We start from the raw sequence: 12595 nt of genomic DNA on the forward strand, positions 1-12595 counted from the left end.
CAGGTGGGCACGGGGAGGGCTCCGGGCGGACGGTCGCCGGGCGGGAGCCGGGGCGGCTCGGACGCGGGAGCGACGGAGCGGCGCCGTCCATCCTGACCGGTCGCGGCGGGATCCCGAGCGACGATCGCGTCACACTGCCGGGGCGCGGAGCCGTCGCACCCGGCTTGACCAGCGGCGTCGCCGCTCGGTGGCGTCTGTCACACCGCGTCGGCCGGGCGGTCGGTCCGGTGCGGTGTGACGCTCCGCGACCGGGCCGGTGCGGCGGGCGCCGCATCGCCGTGGGGGAGCGCCGCCTGCCGTGCGGCGCGGGCTCAACCGACGTAGCGGCGCGCGGTCGACGACCGCTGGGGCTCCTCCAGCAGCCGCAGCGCCTGCTCGACCCGGGCCGGCAGCCGTCGGCGCTCCCGCAGGACCCAGGGCAGGCCGGCGGCGGCCTCGGCGAAGGCGCGGGCGGAGACGGCGTCGCGGGGGACGGTGCGCACCAGGTGGGCGGTGCGTCGCACGACGGTGGCGGGATGCCGCCGGAGCCAGGTCGTCCACAGGGTGTTCCGGATCCCGTGGCGGCGTCGCAGCGTCGGGTCACGCAGCGGTGACGGCCGGTGGTGGACGGTGAGTTCGGCGGCGTAGACGAGCCACCAGCCCTTCGAGGCGAGGTCGTGGGCGAGGAGCTCCTCCTCGCCGCCCAGCCACAGCCGCGGCGAGAAGCCGCCGGCCGCCCGGAAGGCCGAGAGCCGGACGACGGTGGCTCCGGCCAGGAACGAGCCGAGGGCGGGGCCGGGTAGGCCTGCCGGGGCGGGCACGGGGGAGTCGCGCAGTTCGGCCACGATCGGGTCCTCGGCCGGCGGCCGGTCCGGCGCGGCCGGGTCCTCGACCACGATCCGGGCGGTGACGGTGGCGACGTCCGGATGGGCGTCCAGCAGGTCGGCCGCGGCGCTGAGCGAGCCCGGTTCCCACCAGGTGTCGTCGTCGCTGAAGGCCAGGTAGGGGCAGTCCAGCTCGCGGGCGGCGAGGTTGCGACCGCAGGCGCCGAGGTTGCGGCCGGGGGTGAGCAGGCGGACCCCGGGATGCAGCCTGCGGACGGCGTCCGCACTGCCGTCGGCGGAGGCGTTGTCCACGACGACGACGGGCGGCCGCTCGGGCAGCAGGGCGAGCCGGCCGAGGGTGTGGAGGAGCTCGTCGCGGCGGTTGTGCGTGATGACGGCGACGGCGACGCGCTGGTCGGTCATCGGGCCGTCCCGTCGATCACGCCGGCTTCCTCCAGACAGGCCACGGACTTCTCCACCTCCGGAGGGAGGGGCCTGCGCAGGGCGAGTGCGACGGGGATCCTGGGGAGCGCTCCGACCAGGGCCCGGGCGGCCTGGGGGCTCCCCGCGGCCTCCCGCAGCAGGCCGGCGCTCTGCCGCGCCACGTGGGGCCACGGCCGGCGCAGCCAGCAGGTGAGCAGTTCGTTGCGGCGCATCCGCGCGACCCGTCCGGGCCGCGCGCCCGGGTCCGGGTGGTGGTGGGCGACGACCTGCGGGCAGTGGGCGACTCCCCAGCCCGCCGCGGCCAGGTCGAGGGCCAGCAGGGCCTCCTCCCCGCCGAAGTGCAGCACCGGGTGGAACCCTCCCACCTGCAGGAACGCGCTCCGGCGGACGACGCTCGCGCAGGCGAGGAAGCCCAGGACGGAAGGCCCCGGCAGATCGGGAGCCACCCCGAGCGGGGACGCGGCGAGCCGGTCGTCGATGGGGTCGGCCCGACCGCCGGGCCCGACCCGGGTGGCCGCCGCGAGCAGCCCGAGCCGCTCGTGCCGGTCGAACAGCCCGGCCGCGAGGGACAGCGCCCCGGGCCGCCACCACGAGTCGTCGTCACTGAAGGCGACGTAGGGGGTGCCGAGCTGCTCGACTCCGACGTTCCGGGCGACCGCGCCCCGGTTGCGGCGCAGGACGTGCACCGCCACGGCGGGGTGGCGCTCGCGTACGGCGGCGGCCGTGCCGTCGGCGGAGGCGTTGTCCAGGACGACGACGGGCGGGGCCTCGGGCAGGCTCCGGAGCCGGTCGAGGGTGTGCAGCAGGCGTTCCCGGCGGTTGCGCGTGATGACCACGACGCCGACGCGGGGCGCGGGGTGCGGGCTCGTCATCGGTCGCCGTCACCTCCTTCCTGCGCCCGGGCGGGGAGGGCCCTCAGTTCGGACAGGACGTCGTCCGGACCGATCCGCAGCAGCCGTGGGTCGGGGGACTCGCCGTGCGCGTCGCCGGGCCGGTCGCCGTCGAGGCGCTCGGGCCGCCACAGGATCCGGTGGCGCTCGTCGGCGGGCGGTCCCCAGAGGCGGGGCGACACCGGGCCGAAGAGGGTGACCGAGGCGGTGCCGAGGGCCGTGGCGAGATGGGAGAGGCCGGTGTCCCCGGCGACCACGGCGCCCGCCTCGGCGACCAGCGCCGCCAGGGTCTCGAACGGCACGTCCGCGGCCCCGCCGAGGACCGATCCCGCGGGCAGGCCGGCGAGGGCGGCCACCTCCCGGGCGAGCTCCGCCTCGCCCGCGCCGGCAGTGACGACCACCGGCCGGCCGGAGCGGCGCAGCTCGCGGGCCACCGCGGCGAAGCGGGCGGCGGGCCACCGGCGGGCCCCCGCGTCGGCGCCCGGGTGCAGCACCACCGCGCCAGGAGCGGGGGAACGAACCGCCGGCCGTCGGATCAGCAGGTCGGCGGGGTCCGCGGGGATGCCGTGGGAGCGCAGCAGACGGCACCAGCGGTCCCGTTCGTGTTCGTCCGCGCGCCACCCGGCGCCGCCGGCCCCCCGTGCCGCGTACCCGATGAGCCGCCGCGGCTCCAGGGCCCGCAGGAGTCCGAGGCTCTCCTCGCCGCAGCCGTGCAGGTCGACCGCCAGCGCCGGCGCCGGCCCGTCCCAGCGCAGGTCGCCCGGCACCTCGCGCCCGGCGGCGTCGGTGGCCAGCAGCCGGTCGACGCAGCCGGTGGCCGCCACCGCCGGGGCCAGGCGGCCGGGCGCCGCCAGGACCAGTTCGTGGCCGGGGTGGTGGCGGCGCAGTGCGCGCAGGGCCGGGATCCCGGTGAGCAGGTCGCCGAGGCCCAGCGCGCGCAGGACGAGCAGCCGCGGCCGGCCGTCGGCCGCGCTCACGGGCCCGCCCCCGCGGAGCCCGGCCCGCCGGTGCCGACGGCGCCGACACCGACGGCCCGCTCCGCCACCACGGGCGGCCCGTTCACGCGACCTCACCCGCCGGCCGGGCGCCGTCGGCCGGGGCCCGCCCGCCGGCGCGGCGGGCCAGCGCCGCGTCGAACGCCTCGCAGACCAGGTGGAGGGCCATCAGGTGGACCTCCTGGACGGTGGCGGTCGCCTCGGAGGCGACGGCGAACGTCTCGTCGGCCCGCTCGGCGAGCGGGTTGGGTGCCGGGCCCGTCATCGCCCACACCCCGAGGCCGGACCTACGGCCGACGTCGGCGGCCCTGAGCAGGTTGCCGCTGCGCCCCGAGGTCGACATCAGGACCAGCACGTCGCCGGGCCTCCCGTGTGCGGCCACCTGGCGCGCGTACACCTCCTCGAAGCCGTAGTCGTTGCCGATCGCGGTCAGCGCGGAGGTCTCGGCGTGCAGGGCCAGCGCGGAGAACGCGGGGCGCTCCACGCGATAGCGGCCGACGAGTTCGGCGGTGAGGTGCTGGGCCTGCGCGGCACTGCCGCCGTTGCCCGCGACGAGCAGGCGCCCACCGGCGGGCAGCAGGCCGGCCAGGGCCTGGCCCCAGCTGGTGAGCAGCGGAAGCTGCCCGCCGCGCAGGGCCCGCACCGCGTCCTCCAGCGCGGCGCAGTGCCGCTGGGCCTCGGCGAGGTCGTGCGCCGACTCGTGGAAGTGAGCGCTCATCACAGTCCTCCCGACGGTGCCGCGGTACGGGCCTGCGGATCGGGGGCCACGGGGTGGGGGCGCACCGCCTCCCGGTAGATCCGTTCGGTGCTCGCCGCGACCCGCTCCCAGCTGTAGGAGGCGAGGACGCGCCGGCGTCCGGCCGCCCCGAAGTCACGGCGCAGCCGGTGGTCGCCGAGCAGCCTGGCGGCCGCGGCGGCCAGCGCCGCACCGGACCCGCTGGGCACCAGCAGGCCGGTCCGGCCGTCGGCGACCGTGTCGAGGTGGCCGCCGACCGCGGTGGCGACCACCGGCACGCCGCACGCCATCGCCTCCAGCGGGACGATGCCGAACGGCTCGTAGTGCGCGGGGCAGACCACGAGGTCGGCGCTGCGCAGGAGCGCCGGCATCCGGGTGTTGGGCACGCCGCCCAGCAGGACGAGCCGGTCGGCCACTCCGTGCTCGACGGCCAGCGCGCGCAGCCGCCGGCACTCCGGATCGGCGTCCAGGCGGTCGGCCGGGGGGCCGCCGGCGATCACCAACTCGGTGTCGGGCAGCCGGGCGAGCGCCTCCAGGGCGGTGGCACCGCCCTTGCGCGCGACGAGCCGTCCGACCATGAGCAGCCGGTGCGGTGCCGAGCGCGGTGCCACGTCGCCCTGCGGGCTGAACCGGTCGGGGTCGACACCGCACGGCACGATCCTGACCCGGTCGGTGGGTACGCCCATCGCGAGGAGCTCGGACACCTCGTCGCTGCAGGTGGCGATCACGCGGGTGGCGGTGCGGCCGAGGTGCGACTCCAGCCCGATCCGCTGGGCGGGGCTGCTGTCCTCGTGGCCCTGGTGGCGGCGTTTGACCGTACCGAGCGCGTGGTAGGTGTGGGCGACCGGTAGGCCCAGGTGCCGGGCTCCGCGCAGGGCGGCCAGCCCCGACATCCAGAAGTGCGAGTGCACGATGTCCGGTCTGCGGCGGGTCCAGTAACGCGCCAGATGGTCCCCGAACTCGTCCATGTAGGGCAGCAGTCGGTCCTTGGGGACGGGGCGGGGCGGTCCGGCCGGCACGTGGTGGACGACGACGCCCGGACGCATCGCGACCTCCTCGGGCGATCCGGCGCGGTCGCGCCGGGTGTGGACGACCACCCGGTGGCCCAGGTCGGCCAGGGCGCCGGCGAGTGCGGCGACGTGGACGTTCTGGCCTCCGGCGTCCACCCCGCCGAGCACGGCGAGCGGGCTGGCGTGTTCGGACACCAGGGCGACGGTCAGGGGCCGGTTCACCGGGTCACCTCATCGGTCAGGCGGTCCCGGTCCGCCGGGAGCCGCTCCTCGGCCGTCCCGGTCGTCCGGGAGCCGTGCACGTGCCTCAGCAGGGTGTTCATGAGCTCACCTTTCCGGTGCTCGGCCGGGCGGGCGGGAACTGCCCGCCCGGCACCGCTCCGTTCGTCAACCGGCCCACCGCCGCCGCGATCTGGATGCCGGTCAGGGTGTCCAGGCAGGGATGGCCCTCGACGGGGCAGACCCTGGCCCGGCTCGCGGCGCACGGCGCGTCCTGCCGGCCCAGCAGCAGGTGCGGCACGCCGAACGGACGCCAGCGCTCGGCCGGCACGACCGGGGAGAACAGGCTCACGACCGGGGTGCCGACGGCGGCGGCCAGGTGGGCCGGACCGGTGTTGCCGGCGACCACGGCGTCGGCCGCGGCCAGCACCGCCGACAGGCCCCTGAGGTCGGTGCGGCCGCCGAGGTCCAGGGCGTGCGCCCCCGCGACCTCGGCGGTGAGTTCCTTCTCCGCCGGGCCGCCGGTCACCACCACCCGCCGTCCGGAGTCCGCCAGGGCGCGCACGGCGGCCGCGAGCACCGCGGGACCGGCGGCGCGGGCGGGAACGGCCGCGCCGGGATGGACCACCACGTACGGGTCCGGACCGGTCAGGTGCCGCAAGTCGGGCGGCGGCAGCACCCGCAGCCGGCCGTCGTCGTGCGGGGGGAGCGGGAATCCGGCGGCCCGGGCCAGGTCGAGGGCCGCCTCGGCCTCGTGCCGGCCGGGCGCGCGCCGGTGGCGCAGATCGAGCAGCGAACCCGGGTAGTCCTCGCAGTCGGCGGCGATCCAGGCCACGCCGGCCAGCCGGAGCAGCAGGGCGGTGGGCAGCGGGCTCTGATGGAAGGACGTGAGCACGAGGGCGCGGTCGAAGCGCTGCCGGGCGAGGTCCGCCACGACCGCCCGGACGTCCTCGGCGTCCAGCGGGGGCGGGTCGAAGCCGACCCAGGGGGCCTCCCAGACGACGGTCCGGTCGACGCCGGGCAGCAGCTCGGCCGCCGCGGCGCCCCGGTGCCCGCAGAGCACGGCCACGTGCGCGGAGGAGCCGGCGACGGCCCGTACGGCGGGCCCGGCGAGCAGCACGTCGCCCGCGCTGTCGAGGCGTACGACGAGGGTCCTCGTCATGCGGCCCGCCCGGGGGGAAGGAGGTGGTGCAGCGCGGTCCCGACGGCAGCGACGAGATCGCTCGCGACGGTCCTCGCCGCGGCCGTCTCCTCGGCGCGGGTGGCGGCGTTGGGCACCAGGACGGGGAACGCCCCGGCGGCCTCGGCCGCGGCGCCGTCGGAGCCGATGTCCCCGATGACGACCGCCCGCCGGGGCGGGACGCCCAGGGCCCGGCAGGCGGCCAGCACCAGCCCGGGCGCCGGCTTGCGGCAGCGGCAGCCGTCCTCGGGGCCGTGCGGGCAGACGGCCCAGACGTCCACCGGTCCGAGCAGTTCGTCGACGCGCCGGTTCACGGCCTCGACCTGCTCCCGGGTCAGCAGGCCGCGGGCCACCCCGGACTGGTTGCTCACGACGCCCACCAGGATCCCGGCCGACCGCAGGGCCGCGACGGCGTCGGCCGCGCCGGTCACCGGACGTACGGCGTCCGGATCACCGTTGTACGGCACGTCGTGGACGAGCGTCCCGTCGCGGTCGAAGAGCACGGCCGCACGTGGTGTCCCCGGACGGTCCGCGGCACCCGCGGACCCGGTCGTACGGATCCATGGCAGCAGGCCGTCCGGAGCCGGGCGCCCGGGCACGGGCCCGGCCGGCGCGGTGGAGTCGGTGGGAACGGTCATGGGGGTGTCCTCCTCGGCTGCGCGGCTACGGGGCTCAGTGGTGGGCCGGAACCGGTCGTCCGCCGCCGGCCCGGTGCGCGGGCCCGGGCCCGGCGTCCGGCGCGGGCCGCCAGGGCGCCACGCGGCGGTGCCGCAGAAGGCCCGCGGCCCAGTGGTAGCCCGCGGCGGGCGGGATCGCCGCGCTGGTGAGCAGCATCGTGGTGACCTCGTCCGCGAGCCGCGGCCCGGGCGCGATCCTCGCCAGCGCGAACTCCCCGGTGCCCGCCAGCCAGAGCCCGGCGAGCGCGAGCGAGGCGCGGGGGCGGCGGGCCAGGGCGGCGACGGCGGCGCCGACCGCGCAGCCGGTGACCGCCAGGTGCCGGGGGAGCCGGCCGCGGGGGGCTCCGGCCCGGTGCCACCAGTGCCGCCCGTGGAGGCGGTTCATCAGGATGTCGTCCGCGTTGCCCGCCTGCTGGCGCAGGGAGACCCAGCGGTCGGCCGGCCGGACGGGGTGCAGGGTGGTGCGCGCGCCCTGGGTGAGGTGCCAGCCCGCGTCGAGGACGCGCAGGGCCAGGTCGGCGTCCTCGCGGAAGGCCCTGCGGAAGCGCTCGTCGAAGCCGCCGACCTGCTCCAGGGCGGTGCGGCGGTACGCCATGTCCGCGGTGATCCACAACGATCTGGCGAGCCCGGCCGTCGACCGCTCCCAGTCGGTCGGCCGCCGGTCGTCGGGCAGCGGCACCACGATGGTGCCCTGGCTTCCGCCGGTGCGCCGCCCGCAGGCGGCGAGGTCGGCGGCGAGGTCGGCCGGCCAGGTCGGTCCGGGCACGGTGTCGTCGTCCAGGAAGGCGATCCACTCCTGTCCGACGCTCCGCCAGCCGGCGTTGCGGGCGGCCGCGGGGCCGTTCCCGCAACCCGCCACCACCGAGGTCCGGTCCCGGAGGGACGGCGGGACCTCGACGTCCAGCGGCCCGCAGTCGGTCAGCGGGCGGTCGTCCACCAGGACCACGCGTTCCGGCGCCGGCCCGCGGGCCCCGGCGAGGGCGGCGAGGGTGACGGACAGGCTCGGCCGGCCGAGCGTGGGTATGACGACGGCGTACGAGGGGCCGGTGCCGTGCGTCATGCCCGGGCCTCCGTCCGGTCCGGCCCCGCGAACAGGGCCGCTCGGCGGACGACGAACGGGCCGAGGGCGAGCAGGTCGACCGGCGCGGAGCCGAAGCACTCCAGGGCGTCCCGGACGTCGTCCACCATCGGGCGCCCCGCCGTGTTGAGGCTGGTGTTGACGACGACGGGGAGGCCGGTGAGCAGCTCGAACCGCTCCAGCATCCGTGCCGTCAGGGGGTCGTCCAGCGGATCGACGGTCTGGATCCGGGCCGTGCCGTCCACGTGGACCACGGCGGGGATCCGGTCGCGCCACGCGGGTGCGACCTCGTGGACGAACAGCATGTAGGGGCTCGGGTGCCGGCCGTTGAAGATCTTCTGCGCCCGGTCGGCGAGGACCATCGGCGCGACGGGCCGGAACTGCTCCCGCCCCTTGACGTCGTTCAGCCGTTCGAGGTTCGCGGCCCGGCCGGGGTGGGCGAGCAGCGAGCGGTGCCCGAGCGCGCGCGGGCCGAACTCGGACCGGCCCTGGAACCACGCGACGATGCCGTCCGCGGCGAGCTCCCGGGCCACCTCGGCGGCGACGTCCTCCGGCCGTTCGTAGGGGACGGCGGCGCCGCGCAGCCAGTCCTCCAGCTCCCGGTCCGACCAGCCCCGGCCGAGGTCGGCGCCGGGCATCGGTTCCGGCTGGTCCCCGGCGGAGGCCGCGAGGTGCAGCGCGGCGCCGAGCGCGGTGCCGGCGTCGCCGGCGGCCGGTTGCACCCAGACCCGTTCGAACGGGCCCTCGGCGGCGATGCGGGAGTTCGCCACGCAGTTCAGGGCCACCCCGCCGGCCATCGTCAGCAGCCGGTCGTGGGTGCGCCCGTGCAGCCAGCGGGCCAGGTCCAGCAGCACCTCCTCGAGCACCCGTTGCGCGGAGCACGCGAGGTCGGCGTGGGCGGGAGTCCAATCCTGGCCGGGCCGCAGGGCCGGTGCGAACTCGGCCCACGGCACGCCGGCGGCGCGGAAGCCGCCGTCGCCGGTGGAGTGGACGTACCGGCGGAGTTCCGCCACCGAGGTCGGCGAGCCGTACGAGGCCATCGCCATCACCTTGTACTCGTCCGAGGACCGGAGGAATCCCAGGTGCTGGGTCAGCTCCTCGTACACCAGGCCCATGGAGTGCGGGAGTTCCTGGGCCGCGAGCTGGTGCAGCCGCGGCCCCTCCCGGCGGGCGGCCAGGTGCGACGTCGCCTCGCCCCGGCCGTCGAGCACCAGGACCGAGGAGGGGTCGGTGTTCCCGTCGGCGGCGAACGCGGCGGACGCGGCGTGCGCGACGTGGTGCGGGACGAACCTGACCTTGGCGGGGTCCAGTCCGGGCAGCGCCTCGGCGAGGAAGTTCGGGGCCTCGCGGGCGTAGGTGAGGCGCACGTGGTCCCAGGGGTCGTCCAGGCCCAGCTGCTCGGCGGGCCGGGCGAGTGCCGGGTCGAAGGAGTAGCCCACCAGGTCGAGGTCGCCGGGGCGGATGCCCGCGTGGTCCAGGCACCAGCGGGCGGCCTGTTCGGGCAGCTCCCAGGCGGAGAAGGGCAGCGGACGCTTGCCGTGCTTGCGGCGGCTGAAACGCTCCTCCTCCGCCGCCGCCACCGTCCGCCCGTCGATGACGAGGGCGGCGGCAGGGTCGTGGAAGAGGGCGTTGATGCCGAGAATGCGCATGGTCATGACGGCCTTCCGGATCGGCGGCGGGCCCCGCACGTCAGGTGGAGGGTCGGGTCGGGGAGGACTGCTCTGGCCTCGGGTGCTCGCGTCAGGCCTCGGGGTGCTCGCGGAACCAGGCGATGGTGCGGGCGAGTCCCTCGCGGGCGGGCACCGTCGGTTCCCAGCGGAGCTTCCCGCGGGCCAGGGTGATGTCCGGGCACCTGACGGCGGGGTCGTCGGTGGGGCGCGCGATGAACTCCACCGTCGACGTGGAACCGGTGAGCTCGATGATGAGCCTCGCCAGATCCAGCATGGTGATCTCGGTGTCGTTGCCGAGGTTCACCGGGCCGGCCAGCTCGGAGCGGGCCATGGCGAGGATGCCGTTCACGGTGTCGCTCACGTAGGTCAGGGAGCGGGTCTGGCTGCCGTCGCCGGTCACCGTCAGGGGCTCGCCGGCCAGCGCCTGGCGGATGAACGTCGGCACCGCCCGCCCGTCGTGGGACCTCATCCGGGGCCCGTAGGTGTTGAACAGGCGGACGATCGCGGTGTCCACCCCCTCGGCGGCGGACTCGGCCGTGGTCAGCGCCTCGGCGAACCGCTTCGCCTCGTCGTAGACGCTCCGCGGACCGACCGGGTTGACGTTGCCCCAGTAGGTCTCGCTCTGCGGATGCTGCAGCGGATCGCCGTAGACCTCCGAGGTCGAGGTGAGCAGGAACCTCGCGCCGTGCCGCTGGGCCAGGGCCAGCGCGTTGCGGGTGCCCAGGCTGCCCGCGTCGAGGGTGTGGACCGGGAGCCGGAGGTAGTCGCTGGGCGAGGCGGGGGAGGCGAGGTGCAGGACGAGGTCCACGGGCCGGTCGATCTCCAGCCGGTCGGTGACGTCCGCCTCGCGGAGCTCGAAACCGGGGCGGCCCAGCAGGTGGCGCACGTTGGCCGGGGAACCGGTGCAGAAGTCGTCGACGCAGGTGACGGCATGGCCGAGCCGGACGAGTTCCGTGCACACATGGGAACCCACGAAGCCGGCCCCTCCCGTCACGACGGCATGCATGTGGTCGGTCGGCAAGCTGCCCATGGAATTCCTTTCGGTCGTCGCGGACTTGCGGCCCGCGGTCCCCGGACCAGCTTTGGCGGACCTGGGGGCGTTCCGCCAGTCGGACCGCCCGCGTCTCGGGTTCCGGCCCGCGCACCCCCCCGCCGCGCCCGCGGGCCGCCGCCGCCCCGCCCGCCCTGCCGCCCCCCGGCGCGGCGGCAGGCCGCGGACGACCGCGAACGGACGGCCGCCGCCGACCGGGCCGGTACTCCATCCGAACGAACCCCGGCCGTCCCGGCCGGGCCGCCGAGAACCTGGGGGCGATCCCCCCATGCGGCCCCGGGCCGGCGTGCGCCCGGCCCGGGAAGCACCGCGCACGACGGTGTCCCGCGGGGCCGCCGAGGCCTTCCCCGGGGAGCGGGGAGGGGCCGCCTCGGCCGTGGGCGGAATGCGGGGGCCGATCCCCCATGCGGCTCCAGCCGGGCCCGACCGATGCTCAGGGCCCAAGAGGACTCGCCGCGCCGATCGAGGAGCCGCTCCATGGGGAACGCCCTGTCCGTCCGCGTAGTCGCACTGGATCCCGTCCTGGAGGCGGGAGCCGCCAGCACCCTGGGCAACAGCCCGGAGGTCACGCTGGCGCTCCCCAACGAGCCCGCCCAGGTCGCCGTCGTGATCGTCGACCAGGTGGACCGCCCGGCCCTGGACCTGGTCACCACCACCCGCGAACGGTCCCAGCGGCCCGAAGTGGTCCTGGTGGCCACCGAACTGGACGCCGCCGACGCGCGCCAGGCCGTCACCGCCGGTGCGGCCGGACTGCTGCGCCGCCGCGAGGTGACCGTCGACCGCCTGGTGCGCACCGTGCTCACCGCCGCGGGCGGCGACTGCACCATGTCCGCCGACCTGCTCGACGAACTGCTCGACCACCGGGAGGGCGGCGTCCGCCCGTACGCCGGCGGCCCGGGCCTCAGCGACCGGGAACGCACCGTGCTGCAACTGGTCGCGGACGGCCGGGAGACCGAGGAGATCGCCCGCGAACTGAACTACTCGGTGCGGACCGTGACGACCGTGCTGCGCGACATCACGCAGCGGTTCCGGCTGCGCAACCGCGCCCACGCCGTCGCCTTCGCGCTGCGCGGGGGCCTGCTGTGAGCGGCGCGGCGGTGGCCGAGGTTCCGGCCGGGCCCCTGACCGGCGCCTCGTACCCGGCCGCGCCGGCCGCGCCGGCCGACCGGGCCCGGACCGGCGCGGGCCACCGGTTGCGCGCCCACCTCCGGACCGCCGACCTCGCCGGGTACGAGGCCCTGGCCGACGCGCTGAGACGGGCCGGCGTGGAACTGCTCGGCAGCCGCCCCGTCGACGGACCACCGGGCGCGGTCACGGTCGCCGTCGGCGGGACGGTCGAGGAGGCCCTCGGCATCTGCCCGCCGCCGGGAGGGTCCGGGGCCGGGTCCGGGGTGCTGCTGGTCGCCGAACGCTTCACCGCGGGCGGGGTGCTGCGGGCCGTGCGCTCCGGCGCCCGGACCATGCTGCGCGCCGGTGACACCGCCCCGCACCGGCTGGCCGCCGCCGTGCGCACCGCCCGGCACGGGGAGGGGATGATCCCGCAGGGCGTGGTGCTGCGGCTGTTCCCCGTCGGGGGCGAGGAACCGGGGGCGCAACGCCCCGGAACGCCGCTGACCGCCCGGCAGTCCCTGGTGCTCGCCCTGGTGGCCGAGGGCTACGACAACGCCGCGATCGCCCGGACGCTGTCCTGCTCGCAGCACACCGTGAAGAACGCGCTGTACGACCTGATGGCCCGACTCCAGGTCCGCAACCGCGCCCACGCGGTGGCGCACGCCGTCCGGGCCGGCCTGATATAGGGCGTGTCTGCCGGGCCGGCGGGGCGCCGTCCCCGGCGCCCCGCCG

The 12595-nt window shown here is 77.2% G+C and carries 12 protein-coding genes; 2 read left to right on the forward strand and 10 right to left on the reverse strand.

The features are described from left to right. Nucleotides 1-311: 311 nt before the first annotated feature. The 10 genes from ACFY0X_RS01460 to ACFY0X_RS01505 form a co-directional block, all read right to left on the reverse strand. Nucleotides 312-1226 (reverse strand): glycosyltransferase family 2 protein, encoded by a 915-nt coding sequence (locus tag ACFY0X_RS01460; RefSeq protein WP_387747553.1) that lies wholly within the window; start codon nucleotides 1224-1226, stop codon nucleotides 312-314. After that, nucleotides 1223-2119, reverse strand: a complete 897-nt coding sequence (locus ACFY0X_RS01465) for a glycosyltransferase family 2 protein (protein ID WP_387747555.1) — start codon at nucleotides 2117-2119, stop codon at nucleotides 1223-1225. The genes ACFY0X_RS01460 and ACFY0X_RS01465 overlap by 4 nt, the downstream gene beginning before the upstream one ends. After that, complete coding sequence (locus ACFY0X_RS01470; protein ID WP_387747557.1) at nucleotides 2116-3114, reverse strand: glycosyltransferase family 9 protein; 999 nt, start codon at nucleotides 3112-3114, stop codon at nucleotides 2116-2118. The genes ACFY0X_RS01465 and ACFY0X_RS01470 overlap by 4 nt, the downstream gene beginning before the upstream one ends. An 82-nt stretch (nucleotides 3115-3196) precedes the next feature. Next, a complete protein-coding gene (locus ACFY0X_RS01475; protein WP_387747559.1) occupies nucleotides 3197-3850 on the reverse strand; it encodes an SIS domain-containing protein in 654 nt (217 codons plus the stop codon). Further along, complete coding sequence (locus ACFY0X_RS01480; protein ID WP_387747561.1) at nucleotides 3850-5100, reverse strand: glycosyltransferase; 1251 nt, start codon at nucleotides 5098-5100, stop codon at nucleotides 3850-3852. The genes ACFY0X_RS01475 and ACFY0X_RS01480 overlap by 1 nt, the downstream gene beginning before the upstream one ends. Before the next feature lie 97 nt (nucleotides 5101-5197). Then, nucleotides 5198-6259, reverse strand: a complete 1062-nt coding sequence (locus tag ACFY0X_RS01485; protein WP_387747563.1) for a glycosyltransferase family 9 protein — start codon at nucleotides 6257-6259, stop codon at nucleotides 5198-5200. Continuing rightward, the gene (locus ACFY0X_RS01490; protein ID WP_387747565.1) at nucleotides 6256-6915 is read right to left on the reverse strand and encodes a D-glycero-alpha-D-manno-heptose-1,7-bisphosphate 7-phosphatase; all 660 of its coding nucleotides are present in this window, start codon (nucleotides 6913-6915) and stop codon (nucleotides 6256-6258) included. Before ACFY0X_RS01490 ends, ACFY0X_RS01485 begins: the two co-directional genes overlap by 4 nt. A gap of 34 nt (nucleotides 6916-6949) precedes the next feature. Next, nucleotides 6950-8014, reverse strand: a complete 1065-nt coding sequence (locus ACFY0X_RS01495) for a glycosyltransferase family 2 protein (protein WP_387747567.1) — start codon at nucleotides 8012-8014, stop codon at nucleotides 6950-6952. After that, nucleotides 8011-9681 carry a carbamoyltransferase gene (locus ACFY0X_RS01500; RefSeq protein ID WP_387748055.1) on the reverse strand — a complete coding sequence of 557 codons (1671 nt, stop codon included), beginning with the start codon at nucleotides 9679-9681 and terminating at the stop codon, nucleotides 8011-8013. Before ACFY0X_RS01500 ends, ACFY0X_RS01495 begins: the two co-directional genes overlap by 4 nt. A gap of 91 nt (nucleotides 9682-9772) precedes the next feature. After that, on the reverse strand, nucleotides 9773-10732 hold the full coding sequence (locus ACFY0X_RS01505) for a UDP-glucuronic acid decarboxylase family protein (RefSeq protein ID WP_387747569.1): 960 nt from the start codon (nucleotides 10730-10732) through the stop codon (nucleotides 9773-9775). A gap of 498 nt (nucleotides 10733-11230) precedes the next feature. Here ACFY0X_RS01505 and ACFY0X_RS01510 point away from each other — a divergent pair, with 498 nt between their 5' ends. Together ACFY0X_RS01510 and ACFY0X_RS01515 are read left to right on the forward strand one after the other, a co-directional pair. Then, nucleotides 11231-11839 carry a response regulator transcription factor gene (locus ACFY0X_RS01510; protein WP_387747571.1) on the forward strand — a complete coding sequence of 203 codons (609 nt, stop codon included), beginning with the start codon at nucleotides 11231-11233 and terminating at the stop codon, nucleotides 11837-11839. Nucleotides 11840-11850: 11 nt separating this feature from the next. Continuing rightward, nucleotides 11851-12549, forward strand: coding sequence for a LuxR C-terminal-related transcriptional regulator (locus ACFY0X_RS01515; protein WP_387747573.1), 699 nt, complete (start codon nucleotides 11851-11853; stop codon nucleotides 12547-12549). Nucleotides 12550-12595 lie beyond the last annotated feature (46 nt).

This window comes from Kitasatospora sp. NPDC001547 (genome assembly GCF_042894165.1).
Taxonomy (GTDB): Bacteria; Actinomycetota; Actinomycetes; order Streptomycetales; family Streptomycetaceae; genus Kitasatospora.